Below are 22,214 nucleotides of genomic sequence, written 5' to 3' on the forward strand. Positions count from 1 at the left end.
GAGTACCAGTGACGACCACCACCGAGGCCGCCGGCACCGCCGAGGCCGCCAACGGCCCCCGCATCCTGGTGACCGGGGCGACCGGCTTCATCGGCTCCGCCGTACTGCGCGACCTCGCTGCGCGGCACGGCGGGACCGGCGGGCAGGTACGGGCCCTGGTCAGAAACGTCCCGAGACCCCGGATCAGCCGGCCCGTCATCGACCCCGGCATCGAGTACGTACAGGGCGACGTGACGGACCCCGCCTCCCTGCACGGAGTGTGCGACGGCATCGACGTACTGATCCATCTCGCCTGCTACATAGGCCCCGACGAACGGCTCTGCACCGCCGTCAACGAGCAGGGCACCAAGGCCCTGCTCGCCGAGGCGGCCCGGGCCGGCACCCGCCGCATCCTGACCGTCTCCACGACCGCGGTCTACGGCGGCGGCCCGCACCGGAGCATCGGCGAACACGACGTCGCGCCCGCACCGGTGTCGCCCACCAGCCGCAGCAGGCTGCTCGCCGAGCAGGCCGTGCTCGCCGCGGGAGGCGTGGTCCTGCGGCCGGGCCTCGTCTACGGCACCGGAGACGAATGGGTCGTACCGGCCGTCGCCGAACTCCTCGGCCGGGTGCCCGCCTGGTGCGACGGCGGCCGTGCGCTGCTGTCCATGATCGCCGTCGACGACCTGGCCCGGCTGCTCACTGCGGCCGCCATGTCGTACGACCCGGTGCTGCCGCCCGGCACGGTGCACCATGCGAACCACCCCGAGCCGGTCTCCCTCCGGGACCTGCTGATCGAGCTCTGCCTGGGCGTGGGACTGCCGCTGCCGCAGGAGGACCTGACGTACGAGGAGTACCGCAGGCGTCTGGCAGCGGTGCCGGGCTGGGTGACCGAGCGTCAGCTCTCCCTGCTGGCCACCGATCACTGGTATCGCAGCTGCTCCGTGTGGCAGCTCGCCGGGTGCCTGCCGGGACCCGGGTTCCAGGCCCGTATGCGCTCGTACGCCCCCTGGTACCGGGCGTTTCTCGACCAGGCCCCGGCGACGCACCCTGTCCAGCGCACGCACCCTGTGCCGCCCACGCCCTCTGTCCCGCACAGCGCCGCACCATCCGTTCCGACCCGGATCGAGACTTCCGCATGACCACCTCCCCCCAACGGCTCCACCCCGCCCTCGCGCCGGCCGACTTCGCCGGACTGCGTCTGGGCAACCGCCTCGCGGTCGCGCCGATGACCCGCGTCTCGGCCACCGCGCAGGGACTGGCGACCGCCGAGATGGCGGCGTACTACACCGACTTCGCCCACGGCGGCTTCGGCCTGATCATCACCGAAGGCACGTACACGGACAGCGCGTACAGCCAGGGCTACGCCAACCAGCCCGGCATCGTGTCGACCACGCACACCGCCGCCTGGCAGCGCGTCACCGACCGGGTCCACGCGGCGGGTTCCCGGATCGTGCTCCAGCTCATGCATGCCGGTGCGCTGGCCCAGGGCAACCGGTTCCGGCCGGACACCGCCGCGCCCTCCGCCGTGCGGCCGCGCGGCGAGCAGCTGGCCAACTACGGCGGCGGGGGGCCGTGGCCGGTCCCCGTGCCCATGACCCAGGAGGAGATCACCGAGGCCGTCCGCGGCTTCGCGGACTCCGCCGCGCGGGCACGGGAGGCGGGCTTCGACGGGGTCGAGGTGCACGCGGCCAACGGCTATCTGCTCGACCAGTTCCTCACTGACTGCACCAACCTACGGACCGACTGCTACGGCGGCCCGATCGGGCAGCGCGTCAGGCTGATGCGCGAGACCGTCGCCGCCGTACGCTCCGCGACGGGGCACGGCTTCACGGTCGGCGTCCGCTTCTCCCAGGCGAAGGTCAACGACCACGCCCACCGCTGGGCGGGCGGCACCTGCGAGGCCGAGACGATCTTCACGGCGGCCTCGGCGGCGGGAGCGGACTATCTGCACATCGCTGGCAGCGGCCGGGACTGGTTCACCGCCGAGCGCCTGGACGACGGCCGGACTGTCGCCGCCGTCGCCCGTGAGTCCACCGGGCTGCCGGTGATCGCCAACGGCGGCATGCACGACCCCGACCAGGCCGCGCGGGTCCTGGAGGAGGGGCACGCAGATCTGCTCTCGGTCGGTACGGGCGCTCTCGCCAACCCCGATCTGCCGCGCCGTCTTGAGGGCCGCGCGGAGCCCGCGCGGTTCGACCCGGCGGTGCTCAAGCCGCTGGCCACGCTCGCCAACGCCCGTCGGGTGCGGGCGGGGCAGCCTCTGTGAGCATCCGTCACAACTGGCCGGAACCCCTCGTTGGAGTACGGCAGTTCAAAACCATCTGGTAGGTTTTTTGCTTCGGTGAACTACAGACGACTAACGGTCGATCGGGGTGTGGCATGGCGGAGCAGGAAAGGGCCAGGCGGACCCGCAACCGGCTGGTCGTCGCGGCGGCCGAGGTGTTCGACGCCATCGGGTACGAGCGGGCGACGATGGCACGCATCAGTGCCGCGGCCGGGGTGACCAAGGGAGCCCTCTACTTCCACTTCGCCACCAAGGACGAGCTGGCCAGGGCCGTTCAGGCGCGGGCCTGCGAAGGATCCGCCGAGGTGCTCGCCGGACTCGACCGGCCCGGAGCACCGGCGCTTCAGGTGCTCATCGATGTGACCCATGCCCTGGCCCGCCTGGTGCGGGACGACATGGTGGTACGGGCCGGCGTGCTGCTCTCGCGCGAGCGCGGGAGCGCCGATGCGGCCCTGGACTGTTACGCGGTCTGGCTCCGCTGTGTACAGGCGCTGCTGCTGCGTGCCGAGGCCGAGAGTGCGCTGCGGCCCGGCGTCTGCCGTGACGCCGTCACCGCTCTGGTGGTGTCCATGATCTGCGGGACGGAGTTCTTCGCCCGCAGGGACGTGCTGGACGCCGGGCTGGACCCGGCCCTGTCCACGGAGACGGATACGGACGCCCATGCGGATGCGGACACGCCTACGGGTGCGGGCCGCGACCGGTCGGACGGGGCGTTCGAATGGCTTGCGCGCATCTGGGGCCTTGTCCTGCCCGCGCTGGTGGATACCGGTGTGGGCGGGACACTGGACGCGTCGGGCAGGAAATCCGGCCCGTCCGCCGGCTGAGCCCCCGTTCGAGCCCCGGTTCTTCTTCTCCCTGTTCCTGCATCCATTTCCGCCACTGTTTCTGTCCCTAAGTGGCGGCGCTGCCCTCTGCCTTCAGGTGCGGCAGCATGCCCGAGACGGCGATGCCGGGCAGCAGTGCGCGCCACAGCACGGCAATGCGCTGGGGCAGGTCGGTCCGGTTCGTGTACAGCTGGGAGAACAGCTGCACACCGCTGTACGCCGCGACGAGCAGCTCGGACAGCTCCCCGGGGTCGGCGTGCGGCAGCAGCTCTCCCCGTGCCTTGGCCGCGTCGAGGTGCTCGCGGAAGGCCTTCACCCACAGCTCGTACGGCGTGGTGTCCTGCACGCCGAAAGAGGACTGCTCGATCGAGAGCCGCACACCCGCGCGCAGCAGGACGTTCGCCTGCAGTTCGCGCGCGAGGTACAGGGTCGTGTCGATGAGCGTCTGGAGCCCCGGTTCTCCCTGGGGGAGTTCGAGGGAGTCGCCCTGCGCCGACATCACGCCCTGCGCCAGCTCCTCCTTGGAGGGGAAGTGGAAGTACAGGGCTCCGCGAGTGACGCCTGCTTTGGCCAGGATGTCGTTGATGCTCGCGGTCGTGAAGCCGTGCTCCTCGAACACAGCGGCGGCGGCGTTGATGAGCGTCTCGCGCGTCTTGATCGCTCGCTCTTGTTTGGGCTTCGCCATGGATACCTCTCGAACGGGGGTAGAAAAAAACCATCCAGCCAGTATCTTATCAGTGTGCACCTCGCCCGCAGAGACTGCGGCGCTTGGTGATTTTTGCCTGTTCCAAGGGGAGGGAACTCGCTTGTCCAGCACGCATGCCACCATCGCCCACACCGGTTTCGAGCACGTTGCGCGGTCTGGTTTTCAGCACGGCTTCGGGGGGTTCGGGAACGAGAAGCTGACCACCATGGTTCCGAAGGAGTTCGTGCACCGGGCCGCGGCCGCCGAAGTATTCCTGACGGGCTGGAAGGACACCGGTGAAGACTGCTTCTCGGTGACCGCCCAGTGGCCCCGCGCGCACGCGTTCTACGGTCCGTCCTACGGCCTGCACGACCCGCTGCTGCTGGCCGAGACCATCCGTCAGACCATCCCGCTGCTGTCGCACGTCGCATACGGCGTGCCGTTCGGGCACCGGTTGATATGGCAGGACCTGCACTACACGCTCAAGCCGGAGGCGCTGCGCACCGCGGCCGTGCCGGCCGAGCTGGAGCTGCGCGTCAGTTGCCACAATGTTGCCCGAAGATCGGGGCGACTGGTCGGTATGCGAATGGAGTTCCTCGTACTGCGTGAGGGCAAGTTCCTCGCCAGCGCGACCGCCCGCTTCACCAGCCACGCCCCCGCCGTGTACCGGCGGCTGCGCGGTGGTTACGCCGATCTCGAGACCGCGCTCGGCGGCATGATTCCGATGCCGCAGCCGGTGGCCCCGCATCTGGTCGGCCGGGACCGGCGCGGTGATGTCGTTCTCGCCCCCGGCGGGGCCGAGGGCCGCTGGCGGCTGCGCACCGACGTCACACACCCGGTGCTCTTCGACCACCCCGTCGACCACGCGCCCGGCATGCTGCTGCTGGAGGCCGCCCGCCAGGCGGTGCAGCTCACCAGCGGCTCGGTACCGGTCGTCCCGGTGGCGATGAACACGGCCTTCACCCGGTACGCGGAGTTCGACGCGCCCTGCTGGATCGAGACGGAGCGCATGAGCGCGGACGGTCTGGGCCGGTCCCGCGTCCGTGTCACCCTCCGGCAGAACGGCGAGGTCCTCTTCGAGACCATGGTCACCACGGTCTGTGCGACCCAGGTGAACTGACCCCGGCGCGGGCGCGACCGCGCCCCGTGCGTTCGCTGTGACGCCACAGCGAACGCACGGCGCGGACTCGTTCCCAGCCGTACCGGCCGTCCCTAGGGGGTGCCCGCCAGCACCTCGCCGAGCTGCTGGAGGCCCCAGTCCAGATCCTCCTTGCTGATCACCAGCGGCGGGGCGATCCGGATCGTCGAACCGTGGGTGTCCTTGACCAGCACACCCCGGTCCATCAGCTTCTCGGAGATCTGCCGGCCGGTGCCGTGCGACGGATCGATGTCGATGCCCGCCCACAGCCCCCGGCCGCGCACCGCGGTGACCGCGCCACCTCCCACCAGCAGGCCCAACTGGTGGTGGAGGTGGTCGCCCAGCTCGGTGGCGCGCTGCTGGAACTCACCGGTGCGCAGCATCGCGATGACCTCCAGTGCCACCGCGCACGCCAGCGGGTTTCCGCCGAACGTCGAACCGTGCTCACCCGGCCGGTACACGCCCAGCACCTCGGCCGACGACACGACGGCCGACACCGGCACGACACCGCCGCCCAGGGCCTTGCCCAGCACATACATGTCGGGCACGACGCCCTCGTGCTCGCAGGCGAAGGTCTTGCCCGTACGGCCGAGCCCCGACTGGATCTCGTCCGCGATGAAGAGCACGTTCCGCTCACGGGTCAACTCCCTTACCGCCGGGAGATATCCGGCCGGGGGTACCAGCACCCCCGCCTCGCCCTGGATCGGCTCAAGGAGGACGGCCACGGTGCTCGGCGTCACCGCGGCGTCGAGCGCCGTCAGGTCTCCGTACGGGACGATCTCGAAGCCGGGGGTGTACGGACCGAAGTCCGCCCGCGCCTCGTGGTCCGTGGAGAAACTGATCACGGTCGTCGTACGGCCGTGGAAGTTGTTGCCCGCCACGACGATCTTTGCCCGGCCGTCGCGCACCCCCTTCACCTTGTAACCCCACTTGCGGGCCGTTTTCACGGCGGTCTCCACCGCCTCGGCCCCGGTGTTCATCGGCAGCACCATGTCCATGCCGCACAACTCGGCGAGCTGCGTACAGAAGTCGGCGAACCGGTCGTGGTGGAAAGCCCTGGAGGTCAGCGTCACTCTCTCCAGCTGCGCCTTGGCGGCGTCGATCAGCCGGCGGTTGCCGTGCCCGAAGTTGAGCGCCGAGTACCCGGCGAGCATGTCGAGGTAGCGGCGGCCCTCGACATCGGTCATCCAGGCGCCGTCCGCCGACGCCACGACGACGGGCAGCGGGTGGTAGGTGTGCGCACAGTGCGCCTCCGCGGAGGCAATGGCAGCGTTAGTGGTCGGCACGGGGTCTCCGATCGTCGAGAGAATCCATCCGGTGAGGGGCAGGGGATGGTGCCCCTTTCTATCGTCGCTCGCATGGCGGACAAGGAAACCTTCCGCGGCGGCGCGCCCGCTAGGGTGTGTACGCACGGCGACTGGCGTACGCGGAACGAACCGCGGGGAAGCCGTGCGCGAGAACCGCACGAGGTGCCGCCCGCCTGGGCACCCCGGGATCCCGACCGGACACTGACCGCTCGCCCCCGGAGGACGCCATGACGCTCCCACTCAGCCACCCCGCCCTGTCTGCGACCGACCCCGAACTGGCCGCCCTGGTCGGCGCCGAGGAACAGCTGCAGGCCGACACGCTGCGCCTGATCCCCAGCGAGAACTACGTCTCGCAGGCCGTACTCGAAGCCTCCGGCACCGTCCTGCAGAACAAATACAGCGAGGGCTACGCGGGCCGCCGGTACTACGAGGGCCAGCAGAACATCGACCAGGTCGAACGCCTCGCCACCGCCCGCGCCAAGGCCCTGTTCGGCGTCGACCACGCCAACGTCCAGCCCTACTCGGGCTCCCCGGCCAACCTCGCCGTCTACCTCGCCTTCGCCGAGCCCGGCGACACCGTGATGGGCATGGCCCTCCCGATGGGCGGCCACCTCACCCACGGCTGGGGCGTCTCGGTCACCGGCAAGTGGTTCCGCGGCGTCCAGTACGGCGTACGCCAGGACACCGGCCTCATCGACTTCGACGAGGTGCGCGACCTCGCCCTCAAGGAGCGCCCGAAGCTGATCTTCTGCGGTGGTACCGCCCTTCCCCGCACCATCGACTTCGCCGCCTTCGCGGAGATCGCCCGCGAGTCCGGTGCCGTGCTCGTCGCCGACGTCGCCCACATCGCGGGCCTGATCGCGGGCGGCGCCCACCCCTCCCCGGTCCCGCACGCCGACGTGATCTCCACGACCACCCACAAGACGCTGCGCGGCCCGCGCGGAGCCATGCTGATGTCCCGCGAGGAACACGCGAAGGCCATCGACAAGGCTGTGTTCCCCGGTCTCCAGGGCGGCCCGCACAACCAGACCACAGCGGCCATCGCCGTCGCCCTCCACGAGGCGGCCCAGCCCTCCTTCCGTGACTACGCGCACGCGGTCGTCGCCAACGCCAAGGCGCTCGCCGAGGCACTGCTCGCCCGCGGCTTCGACCTGGTCTCCGGCGGCACTGACAACCACCTGATCCTGATGGACCTCACCCCCAAGGATGTACCGGGCAAGGTGGCGGCCAAGGCCCTCGACCGGGCCGGGATCGTCGTCAACTACAACACCGTCCCGTACGACCCGCGGAAGCCCTTCGACCCCTCCGGCGTCCGCATCGGCACCCCCTCCCTCACCTCGCGCGGTCTCGGCACGGAGCACATGGCGGCCGTCGCCGACTGGATCGACCGAGGGGTCACCGCCGCCCGCACGGGCGACGAGGACGCACTGGCCGGCATCCGCGCCGAGGTCGCCGACCTCATGGCCTCCTTCCCCGCACCGGGCCTTCCGACGGACTGACCGCGGGCCGGCGCCTTGCCCCAAACCCCAACCTCCCTCACATATCGATGAGTTGATGTCGCGGTCCCGGCGGGTCTGTGCCCCGCCGGGCCGCGTCGCCACGCCGCACCAGCACGGTCCCGCCGAACCCGAGCAGAACCCCGGCTGCCAGCCCCGGTATCGACCACCACCAGCCGGTGCTGTCCCCGGCCCCCGTCGAAGCGGCCTCGGGCGGGGCAGCTGCCGCTTCTTCGGCTTCCTGAGCGTCGCTCCCGCTTGCCCGCGCTGCCGGCGGGCTGTCCAGGACGCCGAGCTTCTTCAGCAGTGCGCGCAACTGCGCCGGGTCTTCGGCCTCGTGCCAGCGTTCCTCGTCGGCGGACGGGTCCTCCGTCACCGTGCTGACCCATATCGGTCCGTCCGACTTCGGCAGGAACACATGGTTGACCCGCCACACGGACACGTCGTGGCTCAGCCAGGTCACCGTGACCTGGCGCCATGCCCCGCCCGCTTCCAGAGTCTCGGGGGCGAGCTCCGACGGCCGTTCGGCCACTCCTCCCGAGCCCCAGGGCCCGAGGTTCTTCCCCAACTCCCGGTAAGGGGAGGCGGTGTAGTAGAGCGAACTCGTCCGGCCGCTCTCGGGCGAGACCACCAGCACACTGGTCGGCCCGCCCGCCACGGCCTGCGATGCGCACAGCACGGCCGTCGTGAGCACCGCCCCGACAACGGCGGCAAGTCGTTGCAGCAGTCGCATGATTCCCCCATCCGACGCACCCGCACTGCCTGTCTGCACTGCGGTGTCACTTCTCATACACCGCTCGGTCCGCGCAGGTTCCCCCTCAGTCGGCGGATTCCGCAGCGGATTCCGAGGCGGTTTCCGCGAGGTCCACCGCGCGCTCCATCGACCTGACGCCTTCGAGCCGCAGCGTCAGATCCCCGGCCCGCTGCCAGACCAGCGTCGGCCCGGCCGACCTGACCTTCCGCGCGTACGGCCGGCCGTCCTCGTCCACCAGCCGCAGCGTCAGCCGGTGGCGCTCCGGGAACCACAGGGCCGTTTGCCCGTCCACCTCCGTGTACTCGGCGGGCACCGGTGTCGCCTTGTAGAAGACGGGGTCGATGGCCGCCCGGAACTCGTCGATCCGCACCGTCCGCCAGCACACCGACAGCACCCGCCGGTCACGCGACACGGAGGCCGCGACCGGCGTGCCCAGCCCGCGCGGCAGCACCGGGTCGAAGCCCGCCCGCAGCGCCGCCTCGGCCACCGTCAGCCCGCCCCGGCAGTCGGGCGCCCCGGCCCCGGGCGGCCCGGGCGGCGGCGAGGCCGTCGGGTCGTACCGCACGTCCACGCCGCCGAAACCGAACCAGTCCGCGACCGCGGCCCGCACCGGAGGCGTGAGCACCAGCACGATCAGCAGCCCGGACAGGGTGGCGGTCACCGTCCGCCACCTCCGCCGCGACCAGGCCCGCAGCCGCTCGCCGCGCCCCGGGGGCCGCGCCACCGGTACGGCGACCGCCTCCGCGACGATCTGCGCCAGCACCCGCTCGGCCATCGTCGGCCCGTCGACGTCCGGAATCCTTATCCGGCGCCCCAGCCCGCGAAGCTCGTCGGCCAGCTCATGGCCGGGCTCCGGCAGGTCCGCGTGCCGCCCGTCCCGCCGCGCCTCCTCTCGCCCGTCCCGCCGCCCCTCCGGCCGCTCCTCACTCATGCCCATCACCCCCTTCCCGCTCGCACCCCTCGTCCTGCCCGTCCCGCTGCCCCTGCTGCTCCCGTCCGTCCCACTCGTCCCGCATACCCGGCAGAATCCGCCCCAGCTTCCGCAGCCCCCGGTTCAGCCGCGACTTCACCGTGCCCCGCGGCCAGCCCAGCGCCTCCGCCGTCTCCGCCTCGTCCATCTCCAGCAGATAGCGGTACGTCACGACCTGGCGCTGGTCCTCGTTCAGCTCGTCCAGCGCCGCCAGGAGCAGCGCACGGCGCTCCTCCTCCAGCGCCGCCACCGCCGGATCGGCCGATTCCGGTATCAGCGGCTCGGCCGCGAGCAGCGCGGCCTCCCGTCCCGTAGCCGCCCGCAACCGCACCGCGGACCGCACTGTGTTTCTGGTCTCATTTGCGACAATCCGCAGTAACCACGGCCGGAAGGCCGAGCCGTCCCTGAAGCGCCCCAGCGACTGGTACGCCTTGAAGAAGGCCGTCTGCACCACGTCTTCCGCGTCCGCACCGGCTCCGAACGCCACGGCGGCCCTGAGCGCAATTCCTGTGTACGCGCGCACCAGTTCCGCGTACGCCTCGGGCTCCCCGGACCGTACGCGCGCGATCGCCGCAGCATCGTCGATGCCGATGCGGCCCCCCTCCAGGGTCCCCTTCCGCGTCCTCACACTCTTGATACACCGGAGAACCGAGCTGGGTTCCACACCTGAGAGAATGAGTTCATGGCCTCTGATCGTCCTCGCGTGCTCTCCGGCATCCAGCCCACCGCAGGCTCGTTCCACCTCGGCAACTACCTTGGCGCCGTGCGCCAGTGGGTCGCCCTGCAGGAATCCCACGACGCGTTCTACATGGTTGTCGACCTGCACGCGATCACCGTTCCGCAGGACCCCGCCGCGCTCCGCGCCAACACCCGGCTCGCCGTCGCCCAGCTGCTGGCCGCCGGACTCGACCCGGACCGCTGCACGCTCTTCGTCCAGAGCCACGTCCCCGAGCACGCCCAGCTCGGCTGGGTCATGAACTGCTTCACCGGCTTCGGTGAGGCGTCCCGTATGACGCAGTTCAAGGACAAGTCCGCCAAGCAGGGCTCCGACCGCGCGACCGTCGGCCTCTTCACGTACCCGATCCTGCAGGTCGCGGACATCCTGCTGTACCAGGCCGACCAGGTTCCGGTCGGCGAGGACCAGCGCCAGCACATCGAGCTGACCCGCGACCTGGCCGAGCGCTTCAACGGCCGGTTCGGCGACACGTTCACCGTCCCGGCGCCGTACATCCTCAAGGAGACGGGCAAGATCTTCGATCTCCAGGACCCGGCGATCAAGATGAGCAAGTCGGCGTCCACGCCGAAGGGCCTGATCAACCTCCTCGACGAGCCCAAGGCCACCGCCAAGAAGATCAAGAGTGCGGTTACGGACACGGACACCGTGATCCGTTACGACGCCGTCGAGAAGCCGGGCGTCAGCAACCTGCTCTCCATCTACTCCACGCTCACCGGCGCCACCGTCGCCGAGCTGGAGAAGAAGTACGAGGGCAAGATGTACGGCGCGCTGAAGACGGACCTCGCCGAGGTGATGGTGGACTTCGTCACGCCGTTCAGGACCCGCACCCAGGAATATCTGGACGACCCGGAGACGCTGGACTCAATCCTGGCCAAGGGCGCCGAAAAGGCCCGCGCAGTAGCCGCCGAGACCCTCGCCCAGGCCTACGACAAGGTCGGTCTCCTGCCCGCCAAGCACTGACCCGCCAAGCACGGAGCGGACGCCCGACAGGGCCGGGCACAAGGCCCTGACCAAGGACTCTGGCCACAAGGGCGCCGCGCCCGTCACACTGCACACTGGCAGCACCACACAGGACAGCACCACAGGACGTACCGGACTACGGAGGAGAACGACGTGGGGACCGTAACGCTCGGCGTTTCGATCGCGGTCCCGGAGCCGTACGGCAGCCTGCTCCAGCAGCGGCGCGTGAGCTTCGGGGATCCTGCCGCGCACGGCATCCCCACGCATGTCACCCTCCTCCCGCCGACCGAGATCGACGCCTCGCTGCTGCCGGCGGTCGAGGCGCACCTCGCCGCGGTCGCGGCGTCGGGCCGCTCCTTCCCGATGCGGCTGTCCGGCACCGGTACGTTTCGCCCGCTCTCCCCGGTCGTCTTTGTGCAGGTCGTGGAGGGCGCGGCGGCCTGCGCGTGGCTCCAGAAGCGGGTCAGGGACGCGTCGGGCCCGCTCGTACGCGAGCTGCACTTCCCGTACCACCCGCACGTCACGGTCGCCCACGGCATCTCCGAAGAGGGCATGGACCGGGCGTACGAGGAGCTCTCCGAGTACGAGGCGGAGTGGGCCTGCAGCGGTTTCGCGCTGTACGAGCAGGGGGCGGACGGCGTGTGGCGCAAGCTCTGCGAGTACGCGTTCGGGGGTGGCACGGCGGGTGTCGTGCCTGCGCAGAATTCACCGGTCGATGAACCGGCGGCGCCTTCACTGCGCTCCTGACACAGCGGGGCGGGCTGGATTCTTCAGACCGGCAGTCGCCTGAACAGCGGCCTCGGTACGTGGCGCAGTGCCGACATCACCAGGCGCAGCGCCCCCGGCACCCACACCGTCTCCGAGCGCCGTCGCAGGCCCAGCTCGATCGCCGCCGCGACTGCCTCCGGGGTCGTCGCCAGGGGTGTCTCCTCGCGGCCCGCCGTCATTTTCGACCGTACGAATCCGGGGCGTACGACCATCACGTGCACGCCCGTCCCGTGCAGTGCGTCGCCGAGCCCCTGTGTGAACGCGTCCAGGCCCGCCTTGCTCGACCCGTAGATGAAATTCGCGCGGCGGGCGCGCTCGCCCGCCACCGACGACAGCACCACCAGCGAGCCGTGGCCCTGCCCCTGGAGAGCCTTCGCACACACCAGGCCGGCCGAGACGGCGCCCGTGTAGTTGGTCTGCGCGACCCGGACCGCCGCCAGCGGCTCCGCCTCGTCGCGCGCCTGGTCGCCGAGGATCCCGAAGGCCAGCAGCACCATGTCGATGTCGCCCTCGGCGAAGACCTTGCCGAGCGCCTCTTCGTGCGACGTGGAGTCGAGGGCGTCGAAGGCGACGGTACGGGCGTCGGCGCCCAGCGCGCGCAGCCCCGCAGCGGCCGATTCGAGGGCGGGGGAGGGCCGCCCCGCCAGCCAGACCGTACGGGTGCGGCGGGCGACCAGACGGCGGGCCGTCGCGAGGCCGATCGACGACGTACCGCCGAGAATGAGCAGGGACTGCGGGGTGCCGAAAGCGTCCTTCATGGGTGAGCTCCTGGTACGTCAGAGGGAGAGGCGGCGGGAGAGGTCCGACGTGAACACGCCCAAGGGGTCCAACTCGGCTCTCAGCGCCCGGAATCGGGCCAGTTTCGGATACATCGGCGCCAGCATCTCGGGCCGCAGCCGGGAGTCCTTGGCCAGGTAGACACGCCCCCCGGCCGCCGCGACCTCGTCGTCGAGCTCGTCGAGGAACGCGCCGAGCCCCGCCAGGTTCGCCGGGATGTCCAGGGCCAGGGTCCAGCCGGGCATCGGAAAGGACAGCCACCCCGGATCGCCGTCGCCGAACCGCTTCAGCACGGCGAGGAACGACGGGCACCCCCGCCCGCCGCCCGTGCACGAGGAGATCCGCCGGACGATGCGGCGCAGGGCGTCCTCCTGCCCGTACCCGACGACGAACTGGTACTGAACGAACCCGCTGCGCCCGTAGAGCCGGTTCCAGTGCGGTACGCCGTCCAGCGGGTGGAAGAAGGCGGACAGCTTCTGGATTTCCCCGGTCCGGCGCGCGCGGGGGGCCGTCCGGTACCGGAGCTCGTTGAACAGGCCCACGGTCGTACGGCCGAGCAGCCCGTCCGGTACGAAGCGTGGCGCGGCCGGGAGCCGGCCGGGGCGGAACACGAGCGGTGACTGGCGGGCGCGCGCCGGGAGCGCGTCCAGCGGGGCGTGCTCCCCGCGCGTGAGGACCGAGCGCCCCGTCGAGGCACCGCGCGCGAGCAGGTCGATCCAGGCGACCGAGTAGCGGTAGCGGTGGTCGTCGGCGGTGAGCCTGGCCATCAGGTCGTCCAGGTCGCTTGCCCGTTCGGTGTCGACGCACATCAATGAGGTTTCGACGGGCAGCAGTTGGACGGTCGCGGAAAGGATGACGCCCGTCAGGCCCATGCCGCCCGCTGTCGCGTCGAAGAGATCGGTGCCGGACGGGACGGTGCGTACCTCGCCGTCGGCGGTGAGCAGGTCGAACGACAGGACATGGCGGGAGAAGGAGCCCGATCCGTGGTGGTTCTTGCCGTGGATGTCCGCGCCGATCGCGCCGCCCACGGTCACATACCGGGTCCCGGGCGTCACCGGTACGAACCAGCCGAGCGGCAGCAGCACTTCCAGCAGCCGGTGCAGGCTCACGCCCGCGTCGCACACCATGACGCCCGCGTCCGCGTCGATCCTGCGGATGCGGTCGAGGCCGGTCATGTCGAGCACGGAGCCGCCCGCGTTCTGCGCCGCGTCGCCGTACGCCCGTCCGAGGCCGCGTGCGATGCCGCCGCGTGCGCCGTGCGCGGCGCATTCGACGACCGCGGCCGCCGCTTCCTCGTACGAACGCGGCCGGATCAGCCGGGCGGTGGTCGGGGCCGTGCGGCCCCAGCCGGTCACTGAGACGGTGTCGACAGACATGACTCCGACCGTATCGCCCCGCCTGGCCCCGTATAGCCCATAAAGGTGTCAATTGCGTGATTGAGCCACCTTGTCGTGAATAGTGGGATTAACTGAAGTGGAGAGCGGGAGAGGGGTGACAGATGCGAGAAGCCGATCGCCGTCTGCTGTCGGCCATGCGGGACTGCGGTACGGACCCGCACGTCGCGGCCGCCGCCCGCGGGCTCTCCTGGTGCGGCGAGCACGGCGCCGTCTGGATCGCCGCCGGCCTGCTGGGCGCGGGCGCCGACCACGACCACCGCCGGGCCTGGCTGCGCGGTACGGCACTGATCGGCGCGGCACACCTCGCGAGCATGGCCGTCAAGCTGGCCGTACGCCGCGCCCGCCCCCAACTCCCCGCCCTGGAGCCCCTGGTACGTACCGCCGGGCGGCACTCCTTCCCCAGCTCGCACGCGGCTTCGGCGGCCGCCGCCGCAGTGGCCTTCGGCGCGCTGCGCCCCGGCGGCGGCAACATCGCGGCGCCGCTGGCCGCGGCCATGTGCGTGTCCCGGCTGGTCGTCGGCGTCCACTACCCGACCGATGTCGCGGCGGGCGCCCTGCTCGGCGGGCTCACGGCCGGGCTCGGGGCGGCCTGGATGACGCGGCCGCCCGCCGCGGTCGACGGGGGAGCAGGGAGTGTCTGAGCGCGGCATCACGGCACTGATCACCGAGCCCCTGCGCTCCCCGCCGGGAGACCCCGTTCGCCGCTCCCTGAGCATGTCCGGCGGGCTGCTGCGCACCGCGCGCCCCCGCCAGTGGGTCAAGAACACCCTGGTCGTCGCCGCGCCCGCCGCCGCCGGAGAACTGGCTTCCCGGCACACCCTCACCCAACTGGCCGTGGTCTTCGCACTGTTCACCGCTGCCTCGTCCGCCGTCTACCTTGTCAACGACGCGCGCGACGCCGAAGCGGACCGGGCCCACCCCGTCAAGTGCCGCCGCCCCGTCGCCGCCGGACAGGTGCCCGCATCCGTCGCGTACACCGCAGGGGGCCTGCTGGCGCTGCTCGCGCCCGCCGCCGCGATCCTGCTGTGCAATCCGATGACCGCCGCCCTCCTGACGGCGTACGTCGTCATGCAACTCGCGTACTGCATATGGCTCAAACACGTACTCGTCGTCGATCTGGTCGTCGTCACCAGCGGATTCCTGATGCGCGCGATGATCGGCGGCGTCGCCCTGCGGATCCCCCTCTCCCGCTGGTTCCTGATCACCGCGGGCTTCGGCGCGCTCTTCATGGTCGCCGCCAAGCGCTACTCGGAGGCCGTGCAGATGACGGACCGGGCGCAGTCGCCCGGTGCCACCCGGGCGCTGCTCGGCGAATACACCACCGGGTATCTGCGCTTCGTATGGCAGTTGGCGGCAGGCGTCGCCGTGCTCGGCTACTGCCTGTGGGCGCTGGAGAGCGGCGGCACCGCCAACGGCAGCCTGCTGCCCTGGCGTCAGCTCTCGGTGATCGCCTTCATCCTCGCGGTGCTGCGGTACGCCGTCTTCGCCGACCGGGGCACGGCGGGGGCACCCGAGGACGTCGTCCTGCGCGACCGGGGGCTCGCCGTGATCGGGCTCGTATGGGCGGCGATGTACGCCCTCGCCGTGGCCGACTTGTGAACCGGCAGACCTGTGAACCGGCAGCAACCAGGACACTGGATCTCGCGACGGAGGGTAAGCGCACCCCATGGACTGGCTGAAGAAACTGCCCGTCGTCGGCCCCCTCGTGACACGGCTGACGGTCACTCACGCCTGGCACACGTACGAGACACTCGACCGCGTCCACTGGACCCGGCTGGCCGCCGCGATCACGTTCCTCAGCTTCCTGGCGCTCTTCCCGCTGATCACCGTCGGCGCGGCGATTGCCGCGGCCCTGCTCTCCGACGACCAGCTGAACCGGCTGGAAGGACAGATCGCCGAGCAGGTGCCGGGCATCTCCGGGCAGCTCGACTTCGGATCACTCGTGGACAACGCGGGCACCGTCGGAATCGTCGCGGGCGCCCTGCTGCTCTTCACCGGCATCGGCTGGGTCGGCTCCATCAGGGAATGCCTGCGGGCCGTATGGGGGCTGGACGACGAGGAGGGCAACCCCGTCCTGCGCAAGCTCAAGGACGCCGGAGTGCTGATCGGTCTCGGCGTGACCGGGCTCGCGTCCCTGGCCGCCTCCTCCGTCGGATCGACCGCCGTCGACTGGACCGCCGAACAGCTCGGCATCTCCAGAAGCGGTGCGGGCGGCGTCCTGCTGCAGATCATCGCCATCGCCCTGGCCGTCTGCGCGGACTTCGTCATCCTGCTGTATCTGCTGACGCTGATGCCCGGTGTGCAGCCGGTCAGGCACCGGCTGTTCACCGCCGCGCTCATCGGCGCCGTCGGCTTCGAACTGCTCAAGCTGCTGCTCGGCGGCTATATGAAGGGTGTCGCCGCCAGGAGCATGTACGGCGCCTTCGGCGTCCCCGTCGCCCTGCTCCTGTGGATCAACTTCAGCGCGAAGCTGCTGCTGTGCTGCGCCGCCTGGACGGCGACGCAGCGCGGCGACGAGGAGGCCGACGGCGTCGAGGAGACCGGTGGCGGGGACGAGCCCGGCGGCGGGGACGAGCCGGCTAGCGGCGGGGACGACGACGTACGAGGGCGGGAAGGGGCCAGCGCCGGTTGACCAGGTACACCCCGCCGGCAAGCAGCAGCAGCGCGCCGCCCGTGATGGCGAGCGCGACGCCGGCGCCGCTCGAATCGTGGTCGGTCGAGGCGAGCTGCGCCTCGTTCTTCTCCGACGTGTCCGATCCCTTGCCCTTGGCGTCCTTGCCCGCGCCCGGTTCCTTGGCGGACGGGGCGCCCTTGCTGGTCTCCGCCGACTTCGGCGGCACCAGCTCGCCGACCGGGGCGACCTTGCCGGCCGCCGCGAAGCCCCAGTCGAGCAGGCGGGCGGCCTCCTTGTAGACGGCGTGCCCCTCGTTCGCCGACGGGTTCATGACGGTGACGAGCAGCACCTTGTCACCGCGCTGGGCGACACCGGTGAAGGTCGCTCCGGCGTGGGTGGTGTTGCCGTTCTTGATGCCTGCCATGCCCTTGTACGGCGAGATGCCGTAGTCGCCGGTCAGCAGGCGGTTGGTGTTCTGGATCTGGAAGCTCTCGCGCTTCTTCCCCTTCTTCTTCTCACCGGGGAAGGCGGCGCTCGGCGTTGCGCAGTACTCGCGGAAGTCCTTCTTCTGCATCCCGCTGCGGGCGATGAGCGTCAGGTCGTACGCGCTGCTGACCTGGCCCTTCGCGTCGTAACCGTCGGGCGAGACGACAGAGGTGTCCAGCGCCTGCAGCTCTTCCGCGTGCGTCTGCATGTCCCGTACGGTCTTGGACATTCCGCCGTTCATCGCGGACAGCACATGCACGGCGTCATTGCCCGAGCGCAGGAACACCCCGAGCCACATGTCGTGGACCGTGTAGGTGTGGTCCTCCTTGATGCCGACGAGGCTGCTGCCCTCGCCGACGTTCGCGAGCTCGGCCGGAGTCACCTTGTGGACCTGCCGCTTGGGCAGGCGCGGCAGGACCGTGTCCGCGAAGAGCATCTTCATGGTCGACGCGGGAGGCAGCCGCCAGTGGGCGTTGTGCGCCGCGAGTACGGCGCCCGACTCGGCGTCGGCGACGATCCACGACCGGCCGCTCAGCTCCTTCGGCAGCACCGGCGCACCCTGGCCGAGCTTCACCTGCGTACCGGGCCGGCCGAGCTGTGATCCACCGACCGTCGACATCACGGACGGTGGGTTCGGCTGCTTCCTGCCTGGGTTGTCGTCCGTCGCTGCCGCGTGCGCGGGCAAGGCGGTGAGAGCGGGCAGCAACGCGGCGGCGAGGACCGTCAGTGCGGTCTTTTTAACAGAAGACACGGACGAGAACGTACAGGGCGTGATCAAGGATGCCGACAGGGCGTGTGGGACCCGCCGTGAGCTCCGCCGGGACAGCCCAGCCCCCGGGCGGCGGGGGCCCGGGGACGGCGGTGATACTGAGCCTATGAAGCTCAGCCGCTCCGTCTCCTGGTTCCTGCTCGCCTTCGGGGTGTGGAGCTGGTTCATCTGGGTCACTTTCGCTCGGAATCTGTGGAAGGACGCCAGCGGGCTCGCCTTTGACGACGCGGGTGACCCGACCACGTACTTCTGGGTGCATCTGCTGCTTGCCGTTACGTCCTTTCTTCTGGGGACGGCCGTTGGGGTGATCGGGTTGCGTGGAGTGCGCACCCTTCGACGTGAGCGGAGCCGGGGATAACTGTGGGCATGGTCTTGGGTCTCCTCGCGGGTGCGGTCGTGGTGGTCGCCGTGCTGGGTGGGGCGCACTGGTACGTCTGGCGGCGGCTGGTCCGCGACACGACGGCGCGCGGCGGCTCTGCCCGGCGCGCGGGCACGGTCGCGGTGGTGGTGCTGCCGCTGCTGACGGTGGGTGCGCTGGTCTCGGGGCGGGCGGGTGCGCCGTTCTGGGTGCAGCAGGTGGTGTCCTGGCCGGGGTATCTGTGGCTGGCGGTGCTGATGTACCTGGTGATGGCGCTGGTGGTGGGGGAGGCGGTACGGCCCCTGCTGCGCCGGGGGTTGGAGCGGCGGTCCGCCCCTGCGCCTGCGGTGCTTCCCGAGGCGTTGGGGGAGGCCTCCAGTGGCTCGGGACGTGCGTCTTCCAGCGGCAGCGGCAGCGCTAGCGGCAGCGGTGGCGGTACGGACACGGTGACGATGCCCCCGACGGCTACGACGCCTGTGGCCCCCACAGCGCCCACGCCACCGGCCGGTGTTTCGCGGCGCCTGTTCGTTTCGCGAGTGGTCGGCGGAGGCGCGGCGGCCGCGGCTCTGGGGACGGTGGGATACGGGACGTACGGGGTGCTGCGCGGGCCCCGGGTGAAGCGGGTCGTGGTGCCGCTGGCCAAACTGCCGCGGGGCGCCCACGGGTTCCGGATCGCCGTCGTCAGCGACGTACACCTCGGGCCGATTCTCGGCCGCGCCCACACCCAGCGCATCGTCGACACGATCAACGCCACCCAGCCCGATCTGGTGGCCGTCGTCGGCGACCTCGTCGACGGGAGCGTGGCCGACCTGGAGTACGCCGCCGAGCCGCTCGCGCAGCTGGAGGCGCGGCACGGGTCGTACTTCGTCACCGGCAATCACGAGTACTTCTCCGGTGCGGAGCAGTGGGTCGAGCACGTGCGTGAGCTCGGGCTGCGGCCGCTGGAGAACGACCGGGTCGAGATCGCAGGCTTCGACCTCGCCGGGGTCAACGACGTCGCGGGCGAGAGCGAAGGACAGGGACCGGACTTCGTACGCGCGTTGGGGGACCGCGACCGTACGCGGGCCTCGGTGCTGCTCGCGCATCAGCCGGTCGTCATCCACGACGCTGTGAAGCACGGCGTGGATCTGCAGCTATCCGGCCACACGCACGGCGGCCAGCTCTGGCCCGGCAACTTCATCGCCGCCCGCGCGAACCCGACGCTGGCCGGCCTCGAGCGGTACGGCGACACCCAGCTGTACGTCTCGCGGGGTGCGGGGGCGTGGGGGCCGCCGGTGCGCGTGGGGGCGGAGTCCGACATCACGGTGGTCGAACTGGCTTCACGCCGGGCGTAGGCGCACGACCGCCGCCGGGCCCGGCCGACGGTCGGTCCGCCTGGCTGTCGGCCCGCCTAGCTGTCCGTCCGCGTTGCGGTCAGTGCGCCTTGTGCGAGGCCACCGTCTGGGCCATCCCCGGCAGGAAGTCCGTGAACAGCTCGTGCACTTCGCGTACGAGCGGACGCAGCACCCGGAAGCGGGCGAGCGCGACCCCGCGGGCGGTGAGGCGGGCGCCGCGTTCGGCCAGGCGGCGGCTGCGTTCCCGGTCCTCGGAGCGGTCGAACACCCAGTACAGGACGAGTCCCATCTGGGAGAGCCACATCAACTCCGGCAGGATGTCCCGGAGTTCCTCGGCGACCTTGGCCTTGGAGCCGGCCAGCACCTCCCGGTGGACGGCGATGGCCGCCTCGCGGGCGTGCTCCGACTCGGGGGAGAAGGGGCTCAGCGGGCTCTCGGGGTCCGCGGCGTTCTTGAAGAACTGGGCCGCGAACTCGTGGTACGGCGCGGCGATGTCCAGCCAGGCCTTCAGCACCCCGGCCATCCGCGCTTCCAGATCGGTCTCCTTGTCCAGTACGGGACGGACCGCCGCCTGGTGTTCGGCGGCGATCCGGTCGTAGAAGCCCTGGACGAGGTGTTCCTTGGAGCCGAAGTAGTAGTACGCGTTCCCTACGGAGACTCCCGCCTCCTTGGCGATGGCCCGCATGGTCGTCTTGTCGTAACCGCGGTCCTGGAAGAGCTGGAGCGCGGTCTCGAGGATGAGCGTGCGGGTCTGCTCGCTCTTGGGGGCCTTGTCTTCTTTCACGGTGTCCGAGCCTAACCGGGTACGGAGCACCGGTCGTCGCAGGGCGTTCCCCCGGCCGCCCCGGCCCCCGTCGCCTCGCGGTACTTGGCCGCCGCGAGCATCGAGACCCGTACGAAGGGGGCGCCCGCCGGGGTGGCGAGCCAGTGGGCTCTGGGCCGGTGCTCAGCCAGGGCCCAGAGGCACACGACGAAGGCGGCGGGCCCGGCGTAGATCTGGCCCTTGTCACCGATGACGGTGATCTCCCGCAGGGTGCGGGCGTGGTCGAGGCGCGGATACCGGCGCCGCGCCTCGACCGAGCCGGCCGGGACCAGGTCCAGCGGTACGAGCTGGCGTTGGCGCATCAGCCAGCTCCGCAGGTGGACGCAGAGGGAGCACTGGGCGTCGTACAGGACTGTCAGTCTGCTGACCGGGGTGCGGCCCATCGCGCTCACGCCCCGGCGGGACCGGTGGCGGGAGCGGCCCACGGGCCCTGACCGGCCTGGTCCGTCCAGCCCTGCGGCGGAACCGGCGGGACCTGCTCGCGCTCCATGATGCTCCGCCGCCGGATCTTGTTGAGGACCCAGACATTGCCGAGGTGCATGACGCCGAGGACGAGCAGGACGACACCGAGCTTCACCGAGAGCGCCTCGAAGAGCCCTCGGGCGTCCTCGACGGCGTCCGCCGCCTTGAGGTAGAGGGCGACGAACCCGAGGTTGACCAGGTAGAAGCCGACCACCAGGAGGTGGTTGACCGCGTCGGCGAGCTTCTCGTCCCCGTGCAGGACGCTCGCGATGAAGATGCGCCCGTTGCGGCTCAGCGTCCGCGCGACCCAGATGGTGAGCGCGACGCTGATCAGCAGGTAGACGACGTAGGCGACAACAGTGAGGTCCATACCCCACCCCTTCTTGAACGTGTTCAAAAGGCTGGCAGGAAGGAATCTAGACCTATTTTTGAACATGTTCAAGCACGGAGCCCGGGCGTCGGGGCGTACGGCGGTGGAGGTCGACCCGGCGGCGCTCGGGCGCGGCGAACGCCGACATTCGCCGACGTTCAGTCGTCGGCGTGGACGGGGGACTCGGCGGACGCCTTCGCGGCGATCCCCGGGATCAAGGAGGCGCACGTCATCGCGGGCAGTGCTTCCGTGCCGGTCAAGGTGCGGACGTCGGCCACGGAGCAACTGCGGGACGTATTACGCCGGTTGTACGAGACCGACGGTGTCAGCGGCACCCGGGCGACGGTGTCGCCGGAGAGGTTCTTCGAACGGCCGGTGACACCGCACGAGTCTCAGACGCTGAGCGAGCGGGCGTAGTTGATCTGGCCCATGATCATGTGGAAGGAGTGGGGACCGACGGCCGGGACCATCGTCGAGTGGTGCCGGCCGCCACTGGTGACCGTGACCTGGATGAAACCGGTCGTCTGCTTCTCCTTCATCAGGAGGAAGAGCAGCCCGATCAGGCAGAACAGGGCGAAGATGATCGCCAGCACGATCGCGACCGTCGGGATCTTCTCCTCCGTGCGCGACATGTCGGTCGCCGTCCACACCGCGCCCTTGAGCGGCATCGTGCCCGACGGCGTCACGATCCCGTCGTTCATGACGGTGATGTCACCGATCGACATCAGCGGCGCACCCCCGCCGCCCGCCGGAGCCCCGGTGTAGGGCATCGGCGTACCGTCGGCCACCGTCGGCTGCTGCGGATAGCCGTACCCGGGCGCGTTGTTGGGGTATCCGTAACCCGGAGTCGGACCCCACTGGTAGTTCCCGTTCGGGTCACCGTCCGCCGCGTACGGATTCGGATTCTGCTCGCTCATGTT

General features: G+C 70.7%; 24 protein-coding genes, 1 pseudogene and 1 riboswitch. Of the genes and pseudogenes, 13 read left to right on the forward strand and 12 right to left on the reverse strand.

What is annotated here, in order from left to right:
* Positions 1–8 precede the first annotated feature (8 nt).
* The 3 genes from J7I98_RS15180 to J7I98_RS15190 all read left to right on the forward strand — a co-directional run bounded on the left by J7I98_RS15180 (position 9) and on the right by J7I98_RS15190 (position 3,090).
* The gene (locus J7I98_RS15180) at positions 9–1,121 is read left to right on the forward strand and encodes an NAD(P)-dependent oxidoreductase (RefSeq protein WP_214921213.1); all 1,113 of its coding nucleotides are present in this window, start codon (positions 9–11) and stop codon (positions 1,119–1,121) included.
* Positions 1,118–2,248 (forward strand): tRNA-dihydrouridine synthase, encoded by a 1,131-nt coding sequence (locus J7I98_RS15185; protein ID WP_214921214.1) that lies wholly within the window; start codon positions 1,118–1,120, stop codon positions 2,246–2,248. Before J7I98_RS15180 ends, J7I98_RS15185 begins: the two co-directional genes overlap by 4 nt.
* Before the next feature lie 113 nt (positions 2,249–2,361).
* Positions 2,362–3,090, forward strand: a complete 729-nt coding sequence (locus tag J7I98_RS15190; RefSeq protein WP_214921215.1) for a ScbR family autoregulator-binding transcription factor — start codon at positions 2,362–2,364, stop codon at positions 3,088–3,090.
* A gap of 67 nt (positions 3,091–3,157) precedes the next feature.
* Here the strand turns inward: J7I98_RS15190 and J7I98_RS15195 are convergent, their stop codons facing one another.
* Positions 3,158–3,775, reverse strand: coding sequence for a ScbR family autoregulator-binding transcription factor (locus tag J7I98_RS15195; RefSeq protein ID WP_214921216.1), 618 nt, complete (start codon positions 3,773–3,775; stop codon positions 3,158–3,160).
* Between the two features lie 121 nt (positions 3,776–3,896).
* Here J7I98_RS15195 and J7I98_RS15200 point away from each other — a divergent pair, with 121 nt between their 5' ends.
* Positions 3,897–4,895 (forward strand): ScbA/BarX family gamma-butyrolactone biosynthesis protein, encoded by a 999-nt coding sequence (locus J7I98_RS15200; RefSeq protein ID WP_214921217.1) that lies wholly within the window; start codon positions 3,897–3,899, stop codon positions 4,893–4,895.
* A gap of 92 nt (positions 4,896–4,987) precedes the next feature.
* On the opposite strand, the gene rocD is transcribed toward J7I98_RS15200, so the two are convergent.
* A complete protein-coding gene (gene rocD, locus J7I98_RS15205) occupies positions 4,988–6,199 on the reverse strand; it encodes an ornithine--oxo-acid transaminase (protein WP_214921218.1) in 1,212 nt (403 codons plus the stop codon).
* A 117-nt stretch (positions 6,200–6,316) separates the two neighbouring features.
* A riboswitch (ZMP/ZTP riboswitch) is annotated at positions 6,317–6,406 on the forward strand.
* A 41-nt stretch (positions 6,407–6,447) separates the two neighbouring features.
* Between rocD and glyA the strand changes: the two genes are divergently transcribed.
* A complete protein-coding gene (glyA, locus tag J7I98_RS15210; RefSeq protein ID WP_214921219.1) occupies positions 6,448–7,719 on the forward strand; it encodes a serine hydroxymethyltransferase in 1,272 nt (423 codons plus the stop codon).
* A gap of 37 nt (positions 7,720–7,756) precedes the next feature.
* Here the strand turns inward: glyA and J7I98_RS15215 are convergent, their stop codons facing one another.
* The 3 genes from J7I98_RS15215 to J7I98_RS15225 form a co-directional block, all read right to left on the reverse strand.
* A complete protein-coding gene (locus J7I98_RS15215) occupies positions 7,757–8,449 on the reverse strand; it encodes a hypothetical protein (protein WP_214921220.1) in 693 nt (230 codons plus the stop codon).
* A gap of 85 nt (positions 8,450–8,534) precedes the next feature.
* The gene (locus J7I98_RS15220) at positions 8,535–9,401 is read right to left on the reverse strand and encodes a hypothetical protein (protein ID WP_251020651.1); all 867 of its coding nucleotides are present in this window, start codon (positions 9,399–9,401) and stop codon (positions 8,535–8,537) included.
* On the reverse strand, positions 9,394–10,068 hold the full coding sequence (locus tag J7I98_RS15225) for an RNA polymerase sigma factor (RefSeq protein ID WP_214921221.1): 675 nt from the start codon (positions 10,066–10,068) through the stop codon (positions 9,394–9,396). The genes J7I98_RS15220 and J7I98_RS15225 overlap by 8 nt, the downstream gene beginning before the upstream one ends.
* A gap of 54 nt (positions 10,069–10,122) precedes the next feature.
* On the opposite strand from J7I98_RS15225, the gene trpS reads away from it, so the two are divergent.
* Together trpS and J7I98_RS15235 are read left to right on the forward strand one after the other, a co-directional pair.
* Positions 10,123–11,136, forward strand: coding sequence for a tryptophan--tRNA ligase (trpS, locus tag J7I98_RS15230; protein ID WP_214921222.1), 1,014 nt, complete (start codon positions 10,123–10,125; stop codon positions 11,134–11,136).
* A gap of 153 nt (positions 11,137–11,289) precedes the next feature.
* Positions 11,290–11,883: a 2'-5' RNA ligase family protein gene (locus J7I98_RS15235; RefSeq protein WP_214921223.1), complete on the forward strand. Its 594-nt coding sequence runs from the start codon at positions 11,290–11,292 to the stop codon at positions 11,881–11,883.
* Between the two features lie 23 nt (positions 11,884–11,906).
* Here the strand turns inward: J7I98_RS15235 and J7I98_RS15240 are convergent, their stop codons facing one another.
* Both J7I98_RS15240 and J7I98_RS15245 read right to left on the reverse strand, forming a co-directional pair.
* Positions 11,907–12,662, reverse strand: a complete 756-nt coding sequence (locus J7I98_RS15240) for a decaprenylphospho-beta-D-erythro-pentofuranosid-2-ulose 2-reductase (RefSeq protein ID WP_214921224.1) — start codon at positions 12,660–12,662, stop codon at positions 11,907–11,909.
* 18 nt (positions 12,663–12,680) lie between these two features.
* Positions 12,681–14,057, reverse strand: a complete 1,377-nt coding sequence (locus J7I98_RS15245) for an FAD-binding oxidoreductase (protein ID WP_214921225.1) — start codon at positions 14,055–14,057, stop codon at positions 12,681–12,683.
* A 122-nt stretch (positions 14,058–14,179) separates the two neighbouring features.
* On the opposite strand from J7I98_RS15245, the gene J7I98_RS15250 reads away from it, so the two are divergent.
* The 3 genes from J7I98_RS15250 to J7I98_RS15260 all read left to right on the forward strand — a co-directional run bounded on the left by J7I98_RS15250 (position 14,180) and on the right by J7I98_RS15260 (position 16,710).
* On the forward strand, positions 14,180–14,719 hold the full coding sequence (locus J7I98_RS15250) for a phosphatase PAP2 family protein (RefSeq protein WP_214921226.1): 540 nt from the start codon (positions 14,180–14,182) through the stop codon (positions 14,717–14,719).
* Positions 14,712–15,677, forward strand: coding sequence for a decaprenyl-phosphate phosphoribosyltransferase (locus J7I98_RS15255; RefSeq protein WP_374225126.1), 966 nt, complete (start codon positions 14,712–14,714; stop codon positions 15,675–15,677). The genes J7I98_RS15250 and J7I98_RS15255 overlap by 8 nt, the downstream gene beginning before the upstream one ends.
* Positions 15,678–15,744: 67 nt before the next feature.
* Positions 15,745–16,710, forward strand: coding sequence for a YihY/virulence factor BrkB family protein (locus tag J7I98_RS15260; RefSeq protein ID WP_214921227.1), 966 nt, complete (start codon positions 15,745–15,747; stop codon positions 16,708–16,710).
* Here J7I98_RS15260 and J7I98_RS15265 read toward each other — a convergent pair.
* On the reverse strand, positions 16,658–17,929 hold the full coding sequence (locus J7I98_RS15265) for a D-alanyl-D-alanine carboxypeptidase (RefSeq protein ID WP_308377789.1): 1,272 nt from the start codon (positions 17,927–17,929) through the stop codon (positions 16,658–16,660). The two genes, J7I98_RS15260 and J7I98_RS15265, sit on opposite strands and share 53 nt — an antisense overlap.
* A 124-nt stretch (positions 17,930–18,053) precedes the next feature.
* Between J7I98_RS15265 and J7I98_RS15270 the strand changes: the two genes are divergently transcribed.
* Together J7I98_RS15270 and J7I98_RS15275 are read left to right on the forward strand one after the other, a co-directional pair.
* Positions 18,054–18,305 (forward strand): SCO4848 family membrane protein, encoded by a 252-nt coding sequence (locus J7I98_RS15270; RefSeq protein ID WP_214921229.1) that lies wholly within the window; start codon positions 18,054–18,056, stop codon positions 18,303–18,305.
* Positions 18,306–18,313: 8 nt separating this feature from the next.
* Entirely contained in the window at positions 18,314–19,639 is a 1,326-nt protein-coding gene (locus J7I98_RS15275) for a metallophosphoesterase (protein WP_214921230.1), read from the forward strand.
* Positions 19,640–19,718: 79 nt separating this feature from the next.
* Here J7I98_RS15275 and J7I98_RS15280 read toward each other — a convergent pair whose 3' ends face one another.
* The 3 genes from J7I98_RS15280 to J7I98_RS15290 are packed head-to-tail and all read right to left on the reverse strand — an operon-like array spanning position 19,719 to position 21,294.
* On the reverse strand, positions 19,719–20,423 hold the full coding sequence (locus tag J7I98_RS15280) for a TetR/AcrR family transcriptional regulator (protein ID WP_214921231.1): 705 nt from the start codon (positions 20,421–20,423) through the stop codon (positions 19,719–19,721).
* An 11-nt stretch (positions 20,424–20,434) separates the two neighbouring features.
* Complete coding sequence (locus J7I98_RS15285) at positions 20,435–20,845, reverse strand: thiol-disulfide oxidoreductase DCC family protein (RefSeq protein ID WP_214921315.1); 411 nt, start codon at positions 20,843–20,845, stop codon at positions 20,435–20,437.
* Between the two features lie 5 nt (positions 20,846–20,850).
* Positions 20,851–21,294 (reverse strand): hypothetical protein, encoded by a 444-nt coding sequence (locus tag J7I98_RS15290; RefSeq protein ID WP_214921232.1) that lies wholly within the window; start codon positions 21,292–21,294, stop codon positions 20,851–20,853.
* Positions 21,295–21,388: 94 nt separating this feature from the next.
* Between J7I98_RS15290 and J7I98_RS15295 the strand changes: the two are divergent.
* A pseudogene (locus tag J7I98_RS15295) lies at positions 21,389–21,711 on the forward strand (Lrp/AsnC ligand binding domain-containing protein); the annotation flags it as partial.
* Here J7I98_RS15295 and J7I98_RS15300 read toward each other — a convergent pair.
* Positions 21,687–22,211 (reverse strand): hypothetical protein, encoded by a 525-nt coding sequence (locus J7I98_RS15300; protein WP_214921233.1) that lies wholly within the window; start codon positions 22,209–22,211, stop codon positions 21,687–21,689. The pseudogene J7I98_RS15295 and the gene J7I98_RS15300 overlap by 25 nt on opposite strands.
* Positions 22,212–22,214 lie beyond the last annotated feature (3 nt).

Origin of the sequence: Streptomyces sp. ISL-98, assembly GCF_018614055.1 — a bacterium.
Classification (GTDB): domain Bacteria; phylum Actinomycetota; class Actinomycetes; order Streptomycetales; family Streptomycetaceae; genus Streptomyces; species Streptomyces spiramyceticus.